11 protein-coding genes are annotated in these 16,236 nt (G+C 36.3%); 4 read left to right on the forward strand and 7 right to left on the reverse strand.

Annotated elements, in window-relative coordinates; genetic code table 11:
* Nucleotides 1-199: 199 nt before the first annotated feature.
* Nucleotides 200-1,888: a gamma-glutamyltransferase gene (ggt, locus tag PMI13_RS15055; RefSeq protein ID WP_034670327.1), complete on the forward strand. Its 1,689-nt coding sequence runs from the start codon at nt 200-202 to the stop codon at nt 1,886-1,888.
* 209 nt (nt 1,889-2,097) lie between these two features.
* Nucleotides 2,098-3,378 carry a dicarboxylate/amino acid:cation symporter gene (locus PMI13_RS15060; RefSeq protein WP_007845190.1) on the forward strand — a complete coding sequence of 427 codons (1,281 nt, stop codon included), beginning with the start codon at nt 2,098-2,100 and terminating at the stop codon, nt 3,376-3,378.
* Nucleotides 3,379-3,544: 166 nt separating this feature from the next.
* On the opposite strand, the gene PMI13_RS15065 is transcribed toward PMI13_RS15060, so the two are convergent.
* The 6 genes from PMI13_RS15065 to gyrB all read right to left on the reverse strand — a co-directional run bounded on the left by PMI13_RS15065 (nt 3,545) and on the right by gyrB (nt 11,710).
* Nucleotides 3,545-4,396 (reverse strand): diacylglycerol/lipid kinase family protein, encoded by an 852-nt coding sequence (locus PMI13_RS15065; RefSeq protein ID WP_034670326.1) that lies wholly within the window; start codon nt 4,394-4,396, stop codon nt 3,545-3,547.
* 44 nt (nt 4,397-4,440) lie between these two features.
* The gene (locus PMI13_RS15070; protein ID WP_007845195.1) at nt 4,441-5,268 is read right to left on the reverse strand and encodes a DUF3298 and DUF4163 domain-containing protein; all 828 of its coding nucleotides are present in this window, start codon (nt 5,266-5,268) and stop codon (nt 4,441-4,443) included.
* A 73-nt stretch (nt 5,269-5,341) separates the two neighbouring features.
* The gene (locus PMI13_RS15075) at nt 5,342-5,755 is read right to left on the reverse strand and encodes a DUF5684 domain-containing protein (RefSeq protein WP_007845197.1); all 414 of its coding nucleotides are present in this window, start codon (nt 5,753-5,755) and stop codon (nt 5,342-5,344) included.
* 66 nt (nt 5,756-5,821) lie between these two features.
* Nucleotides 5,822-7,753, reverse strand: coding sequence for a DUF3857 domain-containing protein (locus tag PMI13_RS15080; protein WP_007845198.1), 1,932 nt, complete (start codon nt 7,751-7,753; stop codon nt 5,822-5,824).
* A gap of 2 nt (nt 7,754-7,755) precedes the next feature.
* A complete protein-coding gene (locus tag PMI13_RS15085; protein WP_007845199.1) occupies nt 7,756-9,648 on the reverse strand; it encodes a DUF3857 domain-containing protein in 1,893 nt (630 codons plus the stop codon).
* 127 nt (nt 9,649-9,775) lie between these two features.
* A complete protein-coding gene (gene gyrB / locus PMI13_RS15090) occupies nt 9,776-11,710 on the reverse strand; it encodes a DNA topoisomerase (ATP-hydrolyzing) subunit B (RefSeq protein WP_007845201.1) in 1,935 nt (644 codons plus the stop codon).
* Nucleotides 11,711-11,929: 219 nt separating this feature from the next.
* On the opposite strand from gyrB, the gene PMI13_RS15095 reads away from it, so the two are divergent.
* Together PMI13_RS15095 and PMI13_RS15100 are read left to right on the forward strand one after the other, a co-directional pair.
* Nucleotides 11,930-13,273 carry a cytochrome ubiquinol oxidase subunit I gene (locus PMI13_RS15095; RefSeq protein WP_007845203.1) on the forward strand — a complete coding sequence of 448 codons (1,344 nt, stop codon included), beginning with the start codon at nt 11,930-11,932 and terminating at the stop codon, nt 13,271-13,273.
* Nucleotides 13,270-14,274, forward strand: coding sequence for a cytochrome d ubiquinol oxidase subunit II (locus PMI13_RS15100; protein ID WP_007845204.1), 1,005 nt, complete (start codon nt 13,270-13,272; stop codon nt 14,272-14,274). Before PMI13_RS15095 ends, PMI13_RS15100 begins: the two co-directional genes overlap by 4 nt.
* Nucleotides 14,275-14,332: 58 nt before the next feature.
* Here the strand turns inward: PMI13_RS15100 and lysS are convergent, their stop codons facing one another.
* Nucleotides 14,333-16,030 carry a lysine--tRNA ligase gene (lysS, locus tag PMI13_RS15105; protein ID WP_007845205.1) on the reverse strand — a complete coding sequence of 566 codons (1,698 nt, stop codon included), beginning with the start codon at nt 16,028-16,030 and terminating at the stop codon, nt 14,333-14,335.
* Between the last annotated feature and the right edge of the window lie 206 nt (nt 16,031-16,236).

The raw sequence follows: 16,236 nt of genomic DNA on the forward strand, positions 1-16,236 counted from the left end.
CCATAATAAAAAAGTAGGTAAAAACATACTTTTTGTATTACTGAAAGAAAAACTTTATCTGATTATGGCAGCTTTTTATTATAATTCATTTCAGCAAAGTAAACATACCCTATTTTATAATTGTTACTATAGATATAAACTCATATTGCAGGCCGGAATTTCTTTAAAAATTATATACTTTTGCCTTAAACATAATCTTATGAAGAGAGTATTTCTGGTTGCCATATTGATGGCATTTCATTTTTCACCTGCTCAGTTTACGGGTTTTAATATTGTCAAAGAAGTAAAAGTAAAAAATAAGGGAGTTGTCGTATCTGCCCACCCTCTCGCCAGTGAAGCCGGAGCAAAAATCCTTAAAACGGGTGGTAATGCCTATGATGCTGTTGTAGCAACTCAATACGCTTTGGCTGTAGTTTATCCTCAGGCCGGAAATATCGGAGGCGGTGGATTTTTAGTAGGGGTAAAAAACAATGGTGAAAAATTCACCCTGGATTACCGTGAAACAGCTCCTCTGAAAGCTTCCAGAGACATGTATATCGACAAAAACGGAAAAGCCGACACGGATCTTTCACAAAACGGACGATTAGCGGTAGGTGTTCCGGGAAGTGTAGCCGGATTTTTTGCCACTTTAAAACACTGTAAGCTTCCGATGGATAAAATCATTCAGCCTGCCATTGACCTGGCTGAAAACGGTTTTGCTATAACAGAGCAGGAGGCTAATCTGCTAAATGCAAATAAAGATAATTTCAAAAAGCATAATCAGTCCGCCATTGTATTTGTAAAAGATACCCCATGGAAAACCGGTGATATTTTAGTTCAGAAAGAGCTGGCCGAAACCTTAAAATTGATTCAGAAATCAGGTCTAAAAGGGTTTTATGAAGGAAAAACAGCAGCGCTTTTAGTTGCTGAAATGAAAAAGGGAAACGGGATTGTCACTTCTCAAGATTTAAAAAACTATAAAGTAGCCGAAAGAAAAGCATTGGAGTTTGATTATAAAGGAAATAATGTTGTGTCTATGCCATTACCATCAAGTGGGGGCTTACTTCTTGCCCAGATGCTTAAAATGGCAAGCTATGAAAACCTTGAAAAGTATCAGCAGAATTCTACCCAGGCAGTACAAATCATGGTGGAAGCAGAAAGAAGAGCTTATGCCGACAGGGCTGAATATATGGGTGATCCTGATTTTATACAGGATAAAACAGCTTATTTAATTTCCGATGGGTATTTAAAAAGCAGATGGAAAAATTTTAGCTTTGATAAGGCTACTCCAAGCGCTGAGGTAGGAAAAATTATTCAGCAGCCGAAAGAATCTACTGAAACCACTCATATTTCAGTTATTGATAAAGACGGAAATGCAGCATCAGTCACTACTACCCTTAACGGATTATACGGAAGTAAAGTAGTGGTTGCCGGAGCCGGATTCTTTTTAAATAATGAAATGGATGATTTTTCTGTAAAACCAGGTGTTCCGAATATGTTTGGAGCTGTGGGTGGTGAGGCAAATTCCATTCAGCCGAATAAAAGAATGCTTTCATCGATGACTCCAACGATCCTTCTCAAAAACGGAAAACCTTACATGGTTGTGGGAACTCCGGGTGGAACGACTATACCCACTTCAGTATACCAGTCGATTGTCAATGTGGTGGATTTTAAATTAAATACCAATATTTCCGTCAATTCCCCGAAATTTCACCACCAATGGCTCCCTGAAACCGTTTCTGTAGAAAATAATTTCCCGGAAACTACCATTTCAGAACTTCAGAAAAAAAATTATAAAATCGACAGGATAAAACAAATCGGAAGAACAGAAATGATTTTAATTGATGATAATGGAAGTATCCATGCTGTAGCAGACGGAAGAGGCGATGATTCTGTTGCTGTGGAATAGATTAAACCATTGGCTTAATAAGAGACTAAGATTATTAAAGAGTATCAGCTTTACTCAAACTGATATTGGAAAAAAATATATATCAGAAATTAGAATTTATAGTTATAGTTTTGGCGACGCTTTCAGCCCCCTCAAAAACTTTTCATGACTTTTATCATATTTCAAAATAAATTTCCTTAATTTTCGGCCTTTAAAAGCCAAAAAATCCCTTGAAAACAACAAAATTCTATCAGCAACTTTATTTTCAGGTTATTATAGCTATTATCGCCGGGGTTCTTCTGGGCAGGTTTTACCCTGAACTGGGAGAAAAAATGAAACCATTGGGAGATGGATTCATCAAACTGGTGAAAATGATCATTGCACCGGTTATTTTTATTACCCTTACATTAGGTATCGCTCATATGACCGATTTAAAAAAAGTGGGAAGAATTGCAGTGAAAGCGATGATTTACTTCATCACATTTTCCACATTAGCCCTGATTATAGGTCTGGTGGTCGGGAATATTTTACAGCCGGGATCGGGGTTAAATATAGATCCGGCAACACTTTCTGGAGATGTTTCCCAATACCAGCATAAAGCTCACGAATCTACACTTACAGGATTCATTATGAATATTATTCCTGAGACGCTTTTCAGTCCTTTGGTCGGTGATAATATCCTACAGGTGCTTCTGGTTGCTATTTTAATGGGTATTGCGCTAGTTTTAACGAAAGAAAAAAGCCAGAAAGTAACAGATTTCCTTCAGGATCTTGCAACCCCCGTTTTCAAAATTGTACACATGCTGATGAAATTTGCTCCGATAGGGGCTTTTGGGGCAATGGCTTTCACCATTGGAAAATATGGACTTCACTCCGTTTTAAATCTCATTTTCCTTGTAGGTACATTTTATATTACTTCTATCCTGTTTGTGGTTTTAGTACTGGGAGCTGTAGCATGGTACAACGGATTTAATATTTTTAAATTCATGTATTACCTTAAAGAGGAGCTTCTTTTAGTACTGGGAACAAGTTCTTCAGAATCTGCATTACCCGGTATTATGGAAAAGCTTGAAAAAGCGGGCTGCTCTAAAACAATTGTAGGCCTTGTTGTTCCTACAGGTTATTCATTTAATTTAGATGGAACCAATATTTATATGACCCTGGCTTCTTTGTTTATTGCCCAGGCTCTGAACATTCATCTTCCCCTCGAAAAGCAGCTGATGCTGCTTCTTGTAGCAATGCTAAGTTCCAAAGGAGCAGCAGGTGTCACCGGAGCAGGTTTTGTGACTTTAGCAGCAACATTAGCGGTTGTTCCTGAAATTCCAATTGCGGGGATGACTTTAATCCTGGGGATTGATAAATTCATGAGTGAATGCCGCGCTCTAACCAATGTGGTCGGAAATTCTGTAGCAACTGTTGTTGTGGCCAACTGGGAAAAGCAGCTGGATAAAAACCAATTGCAATTCTGCCTTGATCACCCGCATGAGATTGAAAAGAAACTGGAGGTTTAGGGATTACATGAATGAAATCAGGGTTTTTCCCCTTAAATTCAAGTATTTTGATTTAAAAAAAATAAAGCTTATAGGTTTTTGAAATCTATAAGCTTTGTAAAAATTATACTAAATAAGATAAATTCTTTTTTATCTTTCGCCAGTAAAGCATCATCAAACCCAGACCTTAAACCAGAATATTCAGGCTTGAAGGCTGAACTTTTACGTGAACCGGAGATTTTATTTTATTAAACTCCCCATCCAGGTGCCAGTTTTTGGTATTTACTTTAAACTCAATTTCTGAAACAGGAAGATAGGTTACATACTCATCATCCTTCAGCCTCTTGGTAAACATCCTGAAGGCAAATAGAGCCGAATAGGTTAATGGAAATTTTTTCACCAAAACCATATCTACCAGACCGTCACTTTTACTTGCTTTTGGGGCAATATAGGCATTGTTCCCGAATTGACGGGTATTAGCAATATTCAGCATCAGATATTTACCATTATACTGCTGATAGGCTTCATCTGAAAATTTTATTTTAATTGGCTTATAATTAAAGAATGTTTTCAGTGAAACTTTGATATAGTTTTTGAATCCGCGATCGGTTTTTTCAAATTCTTTGACCACTTTCCCATCGAAACCGGTTCCTGAAACATTAATTGAAAGCTTGTCATTCACAGTAAACGTATCAATCTTCCTTGATTTTTTTGCTTTTATTTTTTCCAATAATTCATCCAGGTTTTTACTGAACCGGGTTTCGTTCGAAAATCCGTTTCCTGAACCTGCAGGAAAAATGGCCAGGATCTTTTCAGTGTTGATAAGGCTCTTTGCTACTGTAGAAATAGTACCATCCCCTCCTATCGCAACAAAAATATCAGTTGTATTAAAATGTTCCTGAATAAAATCATCCGTACCCTGAATTGATTCTGAGATATAGTATAAAGGATTTTTCACCTTTTTTTTAAGCTCATTGAGAAACGGCTGATAATTTTTTTTAGCCGAAAAAGGATTGATAATAAAAGCTACTTTTTCCATTATTGCAAAATTAAAAAATGCTTCCATATTCGGAAGCATTTATATTATTTAAATTTCATTCTTTCTTTAAATCCGGGAGTTAAAGTTCCTTTTAAATCTTCCCATGAAACAGGAATTGTAATATCTCCTGCTGCATAAGCTGCAATTTCGTAAGGACTGTAATGAAAATATAAGTTTTTATCATCAAAATAGAAATTATCTGTAGCCGGAATTGCTTCTACCAAAAGCATTTCTGAATTATTGACCTGCCCTTTTTCATCTGTAGTTCCACTTTTGATCTTATTGATGTTTTTCATTAAGATCAACCCTATTTTATCTTTAGGCATGGTTGTAATGTCTTTCAGTTCTACTTTTTTATTGTTTTTTAAGTCAAAAACTCTTTCCGAAAAGCCATAATTTCCATGAGCTCCTCCTTCATAAGAGCTAGACAGATATTCGATATGCATAAAATCATTGGTATTGGATTTTAAGTTCATATAAAAATCTGAATTCCAGCTTTGGGCATATCCCATATCTGATATCCAGTCTTTACTGTCTTTTTTGATTGAATTAAAATATTCATTTTTATCTTTCTGCAAAAAACTCTGTAAGCCTTCTTTTGAGAAATCTGTAAGCCCTTTACTCCCAAAATAAATACTGTCAAGCAGCTTTTTCTCTTTTATAGCCGGAAACACCAATAATTTTGAAGAAAAACTCACTGAAAGTGAATCACTTATTTTTATTGAATCATTCACTTTTACAGAGTCTACAACAAATGTATCAGGCTGTGAGGTTTCTGTTTTTTCAGGGGTTGCATTATTGGTTTCAGTCTTTTTACAAGCTGAAAAAATAAAGAAAGAGGATAATGCTACCATAGCAATGGTATTTTTCATAATTTATTTTTTTGTATGAATGCAAAAACCATTCACAAAATGAATGGTTCTGATTATTTTTTATTATTTTTTTCTAGTTTGCCGGAACTCTCTGACTGTCAAATTTATCATCATTAAAAGCTAAGACAGGAATAAAGATGAATCCCAGAAAGAATAAAAGAATCGTATACAATGGGGTTTCTTTATTAAACCCTTTCGCAAGGCCGTCATTTACCATCCAACCTGCAAATAAATTAACAAGCGGAATGAAAAATAAGATGATCCACCAAACCGGTTTTTTAACAATTTCAAGTAAAACAATTATATTATAAATCGGAATAAATGCCGCCCAGGCATCCTGACGTCCTGCTTTCTGGAATATTCTATACATACAATATCCGTAAAAAAGATACACGACAAGATAAAATAGCATCATTCCGATTCCCAGCCCTGCAGCAGCGGCTCCATCCATACTATCGTAAGGATCTGTTTGTAAAAGAGTTAACATATTATTATATTTTATTGGTTTTACCAAATATAAAAAAAAAGCTTCTAAAATATAGAAGCTTTTTTTTTATTTTTTAATTAAACTTATTACCTGGTTTTCATTTTTCGAGGCTACTCCCCAGATCTGCTTGAATGCAGGATAATATTCTTTAGGATAATCGGGGCTCATAACTTTGGTGGTTGATGTTACTTCTAATGTATTTCCTTTTTTTTCCATAATATAGCTGTATTCTATTTCTTTATCATCGGTAACAATCTTTTTGTTTTTCGGCATCTCTTCAATACTATAACCTTCAGGAATTTCAAGAATCACTTTTTTAATCTTTGTATAGGCAGAAATAAAATCAATAGGGTATTTTCTTGCTTCCGTCTGATCAAATTCATTGGAATTTTTATTCAGGAACAGCATCGGATTGATGATCATTTTTTTCCCTATCCTATCAATTAAATTATCTGATGAAAAGTTCATTGTACTTTCAAAATCTCCGTTGTCAAGCACTTTGGAATCAATTCCAGTGAAATCTATAGCATAATTATCTTTGTATTGTTTTTTATATTTGTCGGCATTATCATCATAATTTTCTTTAGCAAACATGGCATAGGTTCCGGTATCTTTATCCGAATATGTTCCCGAAACACTTCCATCTTCATTTATTTTAGCATGAGCCGTAAGGTAAGTAAAACTAGGTTTCCCATTCACCATTGATAATTGCTGTACCTTTTCCTTGGCCAATAAGATTCCAAACTGGTTCCAGTCTCTGGGTGGCAACATATCTATTGACGATTGTTTGGAAGTAGCATCATATAAATGGAATTCATCCTTAATTTTCAGGGCTGCAATAACAAAATTCAGATTGGAAACATTGGGTGATGCCACATTGATGATGCCATTACCTACTGTAGAAATAAGCAGCGGATCTGCCTTAATCCCGGCTTCTCTCAATAGCATAACCAGAAATAAATTAATTTCTGCAGCATTTCCGGTTTTGGTTTCCAATAGTTTTTTTATTCCGTCTTCAGTATACACCCCGGAATATTTGTTCCATGTAAATGTACTCTGAACATATTTAAAAATGGCATTGGCTTTTTCCAGATCAGTACTTAAGCCTGCAATTTCTGCCGGCATATTGTCTTTCGCCAGCTTCATTCTTTTGAGCTCACTTCCGAAATCATCATTTTCATAAAGCCTGTCTTTAATTTTCTCCCATGATGATGAATACAGCTTCAGTTCCCTAAAATTGGTAGAATGAAGCTCTGCACTTACTTTAGTCCGGTAGTTTTTATCATTGCTAATAAATTTTTCGGTTTTAAAGCCTTTAAGGTTCTCATATCCGAATCTATAAGTCCTGTAATTTAATCCAAATAGCATTTTTTCTTCTATTTCCCTGTATTTAGGATTAAGCGAGCCGGTATAATTTACGTTATAAGCAATATTAGCCGGGGTATCCAATACATATTCCGTGTACAATGAAGGGGTATCCGATTCAATCAGTATTTCAGGAATTGAAAATAAAAAAGGAGAGGTTACTTCATATTGGTATTCTATAACAGAACCGTTTTTCACATTGGGAAAGGCAAATTTGGTAATTGAAACGTATTTATTTTCCTTGCTTTTGTATTTAGAGCTTTTGTCTACTTTTGTTGTTATTACGCTTCCGTTTTCAATATTATAGGTATAAGCTTTCATTTTAGACAAAATCTCATGATCACTTCCACTCTGATAAAGAGGAACCTCAAGATTTAACCAGTCTTCCGCTTTTTCTTTATCATAAATTTTCACCCTGTAAAAAGCATTTTTCTGGAGGGTTCCGGTATTTGAATCGATACTGAAATGCATCGATTTATATAAGATTTCCGCCGGCGCATTTTCATCCAGTAAAGATTTCTGTTTAGACAAATCTGCATCATTGAATTTCGGAGGGTCGAGAAACTCATGTTTTTGGGCTTGTATAAAAGCTATATTGATAGAGCATAAAGCAATTAATATTGTTTTTTTCATGCTTAAATTTTTGTAATTAAAATTTTAGAGTTATCGATGTTTATTGTTTTTTTTCTGAAACCGATGTAATCGTTGTATTTTTCTTTTGGATATATCCCTTTATTTACTTTGATTATTCTGCTCACTTTAATCTCATTTCCATTTTTCACAAAACTCAGTTTATAAGTCCCGAACTCTGAACTGAAACTGGTATCATTTGGTATTTCATCGATCTTATAGTTTTCGGGAATTTCAAAACTGATCAGGTATTCATCTTCAAAAGACTGTAGAATTTCAAAGGGTAGCTCCCGTTTTTCATCTGTCTTATAAATATTATCCGAATAAATAGGAACCGCTCTGAAAATCATACTGCTTCCCGCATTCTTAGAATAATGATTAGCCTTAAAATCAAGATTAAATTTTGCAACAGCATTATCTCTATCATTAACGAAGTCTTTCATTTCTATTTTTTCGAAATGTAAAAGATCCAATTGACTTTTTACCGTTTCATTTTTTTCCTTTGGGGACAACGTAGCATATCTTAAACTATAGTCATACTGACTTCCTGAAAATGCAAACTGCCCCTGCCCTGTAATACTGTTGTCTTCATTAAGCTTAATTTTTAAAATTTGCTTTTCTTTATTTTTACCCGCCGGATATGAGGGTGTGTTAATCAGCTCAATCCCGTTTTTTGTAATGGAAAGTACGTTACGATCTGTTGTTCTGAAGCTCAGGTGATTGAATGCTACCTGCTGAGAAGTATTTTCCAGCCAGATATTGCCTTTTTCTGTCGGAACCATTAAGATAACATGATTTCCACCCATTTTAGGAAACTCCGGATCAAAAGAAATCTGGGATGTCCCTGAATTGATCACTGAATAATATGAGGGAATTCCGGCTTCATCCAAAAGGGTTTTCATATAGTTGGTAAGTCCTTTACAATCACCATATCCTTTCTTCTGTACCTCATCAGGCTGCATCGGCTGCCAGCCGCCAATACCTAATGCGACGAAAATATATCTGGTTTTAGACTGCATATACTGGTAAAGCTTTTTTACTTTTTCTTCTGTTGAACCCTGTAGATTAAGGGCTGCCACTTCAGATTTAATAGCCGGTGTAGACAATGAAACCGGTTGTATAATGCTGTTATAATACCAGGTTCCGAATGCTTTCCAACTATCCATGCTGCCCTGTTTCCCTTTAAGGTTAAATTTCTCAAGAGCAAAACTTACTTTGGGCAGAAGATTCGATGGTTGTGGAAGGAGAAATGCATCCTCCACTGCGGGAACGTTTTTATAAGAATATACCTTTTGAGTAGTACTTCCGTTCTCTACTACTGAAGCATAATTGTATTTAGAGGGATAGGTTTTTGTATGAAGCTCAATCCCTGATTTATTGATCACTGTAAAACGGCTTTCTTCCACCGATACACCAGTGGTAGTAAACGGTACAAAATCAGGAATAAAAACTGTATTTTCATCAGTAATCTGATAAGAAAACTCAATGGTATAAGGATATTGCGTAGGCGTGTAAGATAATCCTAAAAAACGGTTGTCAGAATAAAAAACACCTTGTGAATTATTAGCAAAATCACCAAAATCAGACTTAGAATAACTCTTTACTTTTTTCCCGGATTCATCATAAATGATTACTTTAACATCTGAAATCTGATCTCCTTTTTCATACGGGATATAAGGCTGTGCATGAGAATCACCGTCTTTATTTAAAACAGAGGTTACGGTATTAATCTGATATTTTATCTCGTCAATACTATTGATCTGAACGGTTGTAAAATCTTTTCTGACAACAACATCAGCATTTTTCTTCAGATTTTCAGGAATTGCAGAAACTGGATAATTCTGTGCATAGTAAACAGAAGCAATACACAGAGCCCCTGCCGTTAAGATTTTCATCATTGGTTATTAAAATTTAGCAAAAATAGCAAAATCTTAATAAATGTTAAAATAATTATAGTTTACATTAAAATAAAAAAGACTTCAAAAAATGAAGCCTTTTTATATCATATAAAAAAATTAATTGCAATTAAGCATCAATCTTAGCATATTTTGCATTCTTTTCGATAAATTCTCTTCTTGGAGGAACCTCATCCCCCATCAGCATTGAGAAAACACTGTCTGCTTCCACTGCATTATCAATGGTTACCTGCTTTAAAATCCTGTGTTCAGGGTTAAGAGTTGTTTCCCAAAGCTGTTCAGGATTCATTTCCCCAAGACCTTTGTAACGCTGAACTTCAACACCTTTGCCATCCGGAGACATTTCTAACGTAAATTCTTCACGCTCTTTTTCGTTATAAGCATATATTTTCTTATTTCCTTTTTTTAATAAATATAAAGGTGGCTGGGCAATATAAATATATCCGTTTTCAATAAGTTCCTTCATATAACGGAAGAAGAAAGTAAGGATCAGCGTTGAGATATGGGACCCGTCGATATCGGCATCGGTCATGATTACGATTTTATGGTATCTCAATTTAACCATATTCAGGGCTTTGCTGTCTTCTTCTGTTCCTACAGAAACACCAAGAGCTGTATAAATATTCTTGATCTCCTCGTTATCATATACTTTATGAAGCATTGATTTTTCAACATTCAGAATTTTACCTCTTAAAGGCAAAATAGCCTGAAAATGTCTGTCTCTACCTTGTTTCGCTGTTCCACCTGCTGAATCTCCCTCTACTAAGAATAATTCAGATTCTTCAGGACTTTTTGATGAACAGTCGGATAATTTCCCCGGAAGTCCGGAACCTCCCATCGGAGATTTTCTCTGAACCATTTCACGGGCTTTTTTAGCAGCCTGCCTTGCTTTTGCAGCTAAAACTACTTTCTGAACGATCAGTTTAGCCTCATTAGGGTTTTCTTCCAGGAAGTTGGAAAGCATTTCTCCTACGATTTTATCTACTGCTCCTGAAACTTCAGAGTTCCCTAATTTCGTTTTGGTCTGTCCTTCAAACTGAGGCTCCATCACTTTAACAGAAACTACGGCTGTTAAGCCTTCACGGAAATCATCTCCGGTAATTTCTACTTTTTCTTTCTGTGGAATTCCCAGATCATCGGCATATTTTTTCAACGTTCTCGTCAAAGCACGTCTGAAACCGGCTAAGTGAGTTCCTCCTTCATGGGTATTGATATTATTAACGTAAGAGTGAAGATTTTCGTTAAATGAAGTATTATAACGCATTGCCACTTCCACAGGAATATCATCTCTTTCACCTTCCATGAAGATTACGTGCTCCATGATAGATTCTCTGCTTCCATCGATATATGCAACAAATTCTTTTAATCCGCCCTCGGAATGAAAAACTTCTGTTTTGAAAGACCCGTCTTCCAAAGCTTCTCTTTCATCGGTAAGTGTAATGGTAATTCCTTTATTAAGATAGGAAAGCTCTCTTAAACGGCTTGCTAATGTATCGTAGTTGTAAACTAATTCTGTAAAAATAGTATCATCGGGCTGGAAAAACTGCTTTGTTCCTCTCTTGTCACTGTTTCCGATCTCCTCTACTCCCGTCTGTGCTTTTCCTTTGGAATAGACCTGCTGATAAATGTTTCCATCTCTGTAAACAGTAGTTATCATTTCGTTGGAAAGTGCATTCACACATGACACCCCTACTCCGTGAAGACCTCCCGAAACCTTGTAAGAATCCTTGTCGAATTTACCACCTGCTCCAATCTTGGTCATTACAACTTCAAGAGCTGATTTTTGTTCTTTTTCGTGGAAATCTACAGGAATACCTCTACCATTATCAATTACTTCAATTCCGTTTCCTTCTTTAATGCTAACGAAGATGGTATCGCAGTATCCTGCCAAAGCCTCATCAATAGAGTTATCTACTACTTCATAAACCAAATGGTGAAGACCTCTAAGCCCTACATCACCAATGTACATTGAAGGACGCATACGAACGTGTTCCATTCCTTCCAATGCCTGAATACTACTAGCTGTATATTGTTTCTGACTCATATCAAATATTAAAATTTTTGCTAAATGCAAAGACTTACAAATATCGTGATTTTTTTCGACTTATGAAAGTTAAAATATGTCAAAAAAAGTTGACTTATCAACATAAAACCCATTCAAAAAAATCAAAGTTATTATGAATTTCCTCAATAACAACTGTCGTAAATCATATGAACGGTCAATAATTTATCCGTAACTTTATTTACTCAAAAAGTTGATATTATGGACGATTTCATTGCCGCTCGTGCACAAATGGCCATGTCTCTGGGTTTTCACATTATTTTTTCCTGTGTGGGTATGGTGATGCCTTTTTTAATGGCTTTTGCCCACTGGAAATACCTTAAAACCAAAAACGAAGTATATAAAGGGCTCACCAAAGCATGGAGCAAAGGAGTTGCTATATTATTTGCTACAGGAGCAGTTTCCGGAACCATGTTATCTTTCGAGCTTGGCCTTCTCTGGCCGGGATTTATGAAACATGCAGGACCTATTTTCGGGATGCCTTTTTCTCTGGAAGGAACGGCATTTTTTATTGAAGCCATTGCCATTGGCTTTTTTCTGTACGGATGGGACCGGTTCAATAAATGGTTTCACTGGTTTTGTGGCTTTCTGGTCGGTTTAAGCGGATTAGCTTCCGGTATTCTGGTGGTTGCCGCCAATGCATGGATGAATTCTCCAGCCGGTTTCGATTATATCAACGGACAATATGTCAATATAGACCCGATAAAAGCCATGTTCAATGATGCATGGTTTCCTCAGGCTTTGCATATGACTGTTGCGGCATTCTGTGCTACAGGATTTGCAGTGGCTGGAGTTCATGCTTTTTTAATCATGAAAAAGAAAAATGTAGAATTTCATACCAAAGCTTTTAAAATAGCTGCAGGTTTTGCATTAATAGGTGCATTCGGAGCTCCTCTAAGCGGAGATATCGCAGCTAAATCTGTTGCTGAAAGACAGCCTATAAAACTGGCCGCAATGGAAGCCCATTTTGAAACAGAAAAAGGTGCAGCATTCGTTCTCGGCGGAATTCCTGATGAAGAAAAAGGTGAAATAAAATATGCCGTTAAGATCCCGAAAGTCTTAAGTTTCCTGGTGAGTAATGATTTCAATTCCGAAGTAAAAGGATTAAATGATTTCCCAAAAGATGAATGGCCACCAATCGCTGTTGTGCACTATGCTTTTCAGATTATGATTTTCTTTGGAGTTATTATGATCTGCATCGGAATCGTTTATTTATACGCTTTCTTTTTCAGGAAAGAATGGCTTGATAAAAACTGGCTGCTTAAAACATTTTTAATTGCCACCCCCTTCGGTTATATCGCTCTGGAAGCCGGATGGACGGTAACAGAAGTCGGACGCCAGCCCTGGATCATTTACGGAATCATGAGAACTGCTGATGCAGTAACCCCAATGCCGGGAATACAGTATTCATTCTACTTTTTCACTGCTATTTTTGTATCATTATCACTAATTATTATTTTCCTGCTGAGAAGACAGATACAGATGGTCCCAAGACTATATGATCCTACGGATGCTCAGTTTAACGATAAAAACAAGAAATCATGATCTATGTTGTAATAGGCTTTCTCTGGCTTTCCATCTGTCTTTATATGATTTTAGGCGGGGCAGATTTCGGTGCGGGAATCGTAGAACTTTTCACAAATAAAAAAGCACGTCCTAAAACCAAAGAGATCATGTATGAATCTATCGCCCCGGTCTGGGAAGCCAATCATATGTGGCTGATTATTGCAATCGTGATTCTTTTTGTCGGTTTCCCTCAAATATACACTACATTATCTACCTATCTTCATATTCCATTGGTATTAATGCTTGTGGGGATTATTGCAAGAGGAACAGCTTTCACTTTCAGGCATTACGATGTGGTAAAAGATGACTGGCAGCATGTTTACACCCAGATATTTTATTTTTCGAGTCTGCTGACTCCATTTTTCCTGGGACTCATTGCAGCTGCAACGGTTTCACATTCCATCAATCCGGACGCAACGGGATTTTTAGATTTATATATTTTCAGCTGGCTGAACTGGTTTGGGGTTGCGGTTGGGTTATTCACCGTTTCAATTTGTGCCTACCTTGCTTCCGTATTTGCTTTAAGAGAAACAACCGATCGCCTGGAATTGGGTTTAATGATCAAAAAATCAAAACAGACCATGATTTTTGTTGTCATCACAGGGCTTTTGGTATTTTTCACGGCTTATATCTCGGATATTCCGTTATTAATGCGGGTTTTCTCAAAGCCTTTAGGAATTATGGCAACTGCTTTTGCAACAATTTGTCTGGCTTTAATCTTAAGAGCAATGTATACTCGAAAACTGCTTCCTGTGAGAGCCTTAGCCGGTTTTCAGGTGATTATGATATTAGTTGCTGCAACCTATCAGCACAATCCCAATATTATTTTATTCGGAAACGGACAGCATCTTTCTTTACTGGAACACGTTGCTGCCCCGAAAACAATTTCAGCATTAGCCTGGGCATTGATGCTGGGATCATTATTTATTCTGCCGTTTTTATTTTACTTAATGGCTTCGTTCAGTAAGCAGAGAAGATAAAGATATACAACAAGAAAAAACCTCCGTAAATACGGAGGTTTTTATATATGTTATAAAATTAAGCTAATTTTATCAAAAGATTTTCATCAATTTTCTCTACTTTCACCAGATTATTCTTTGTCAAAGTCTTGGAAGCTTTATCCCATTTTTTACCGGATAACTGGCTTCTTTCTTTTACTTCAGCTAAAGACATGGCTTCTTCCTGAGAGTTTAGGATTTCAAGAATCACTTTTTCATCCTCACCCAATTCAATCTGAGGAGCGGTTTTTTCCGGTCTCATCTGAGGGAAGAACAATACTTCCTGAATAGACTCATTATTCGTTAAAAACATGATCAGTCTATCCATTCCGATTCCTAATCCTGATGTTGGTGGCATACCATACTCAAGGGCTCTAAGGAAATCCTGGTCGATAAACATCGCTTCATCATCCCCTTTTTCAGAAAGCTTCATCTGTTCTTCAAAACGTTCTCTCTGATCGATCGGATCATTAAGCTCTGAATAAGCATTGGCAATTTCTTTTCCACATACCATTAATTCAAAACGTTCTGTTAAACCTTCTTTGCTTCTGTGTTTCTTTGTAAGCGGAGACATTTCAATAGGATAATCTGTGATGAACGTCGGCTGAATGAAGTTTCCTTCACATTTTTCACCGAAAATCTCATCAATTAATTTTCCTTTACCCATGGTTTCATTCACATCAATTCCGATAGATTTAGCAAAATCAAACAATTCCTGTTCTGTTTTTCCTGTAATATCGAAACCTGTAAATCTCTGGATCGCTTCCGTCATAGATACTCTCGGATAAGGCGCTTTCCAGTTTATTTTATGTTCCCCGAAAGTAGATTCTGCATTTCCGTTTACCTGAGTGGCACAGAACTCCAGAAGTTTCTCGGTGAAATCCATCATCCAGTTGTAGTCTTTATAAGCTACATAGATTTCCATTGCTGTAAATTCGGGGTTGTGTGTTCTGTCCATCCCTTCATTTCTAAAGTTTTTAGAAAATTCATACACCCCGTCAAAACCACCTACGATCAGTCTTTTCAGATATAATTCGTTGGCAATTCTTAAATATAATGGAATATCCAAAGCATTATGATGTGTAATAAACGGCCTTGCAGCGGCCCCTCCCGGAATCGACTGAAGAATCGGGGTTTCCACCTCAAAATATCCTGCATCATTAAAGAAAGTTCTCATAGCATTGAACAGTTTTGTTCTTTTCACAAAAATTTCTTTAATATGTGGGTTCACCGTTAAATCTACATAACGTTGTCTGTATCTTAATTCAGGATCGGTAAAACCGTCATGCACCACTCCGGCATCATCGGTTTTGGCCTGTGGAAGCGGACGGAGAGCTTTCGTTAAAAGGGTGAAGTTCTTCACCAAAACGGTTTTTTCTCCTACCTGTGTAGTAAACAATTCTCCTTCAATACCGATGATATCACCGATATCCAAAAGATGTTTGTATACCTCGTTATATAAGGTTTTATCTTCTCCTGTACAGATTTCATCTCTGTTGAAATAGACCTGAATTTTACCTGTAGAATCCTGCAATTCAGCAAAAGAAGCCTTCCCTTGAATTCTTCGGGACATTAATCTGCCAGCAATCTTCACCTGTTTACTCTCAGAAAAATCCTTTTTTATAGATTCTGTCGTATCTGTAATTTTGTATTCATCTGCAGGGAACGCATTGATCCCCATTTCAACAAGCTTATTCAGCTTTTCTCTTCTAATGATTTCTTGTTCTGATAATTGCATTTCTTATTTTTCTAAAAGCGTACAAATTTAGGCATTTTTGAATTGATCGTCAATGGCTTTTGGCATAAATTTCTTAAATGGAGACAGCAGGCTGTGAATTATCAATAGTGAATCTGCTTCGCAGTGAAATTCTTAGTATAGATTATTACTGATTGTCAACAATTTAAATGATCAAATATCCATTGTAAATCTATTGGACAGTGAAT

Origin of the sequence: Chryseobacterium populi (genome assembly GCF_000282115.1) — a bacterium.
GTDB lineage: Bacteria > Bacteroidota > Bacteroidia > Flavobacteriales > Weeksellaceae > Chryseobacterium > Chryseobacterium populi.

Bases quoted from the DNA above. Each gene is read 5' to 3' on its own strand.
- gyrB (WP_007845201.1), bottom strand. From the start codon at position 11,710: ATGAGTCAGAAACAATATACAGCTAGTAGTATTCAGGCATTGGAAGGA.
- PMI13_RS15065 (WP_034670326.1), bottom strand. From the start codon at position 4,396: ATGGAAAAAGTAGCTTTTATTATCAATCCTTTTTCGGCTAAAAAAAAT.
- PMI13_RS15085 (WP_007845199.1), bottom strand. From the start codon at position 9,648: ATGATGAAAATCTTAACGGCAGGGGCTCTGTGTATTGCTTCTGTTTAC.
- PMI13_RS15075 (WP_007845197.1), bottom strand. From the start codon at position 5,755: ATGTTAACTCTTTTACAAACAGATCCTTACGATAGTATGGATGGAGCC.
- PMI13_RS15100 (WP_007845204.1), top strand. From the start codon at position 13,270: ATGATCTATGTTGTAATAGGCTTTCTCTGGCTTTCCATCTGTCTTTAT.
- lysS (WP_007845205.1), bottom strand. From the start codon at position 16,030: ATGCAATTATCAGAACAAGAAATCATTAGAAGAGAAAAGCTGAATAAG.
- PMI13_RS15095 (WP_007845203.1), top strand. From the start codon at position 11,930: ATGGACGATTTCATTGCCGCTCGTGCACAAATGGCCATGTCTCTGGGT.
- ggt (WP_034670327.1), top strand. From the start codon at position 200: ATGAAGAGAGTATTTCTGGTTGCCATATTGATGGCATTTCATTTTTCA.
- PMI13_RS15080 (WP_007845198.1), bottom strand. From the start codon at position 7,753: ATGAAAAAAACAATATTAATTGCTTTATGCTCTATCAATATAGCTTTT.
- PMI13_RS15070 (WP_007845195.1), bottom strand. From the start codon at position 5,268: ATGAAAAATACCATTGCTATGGTAGCATTATCCTCTTTCTTTATTTTT.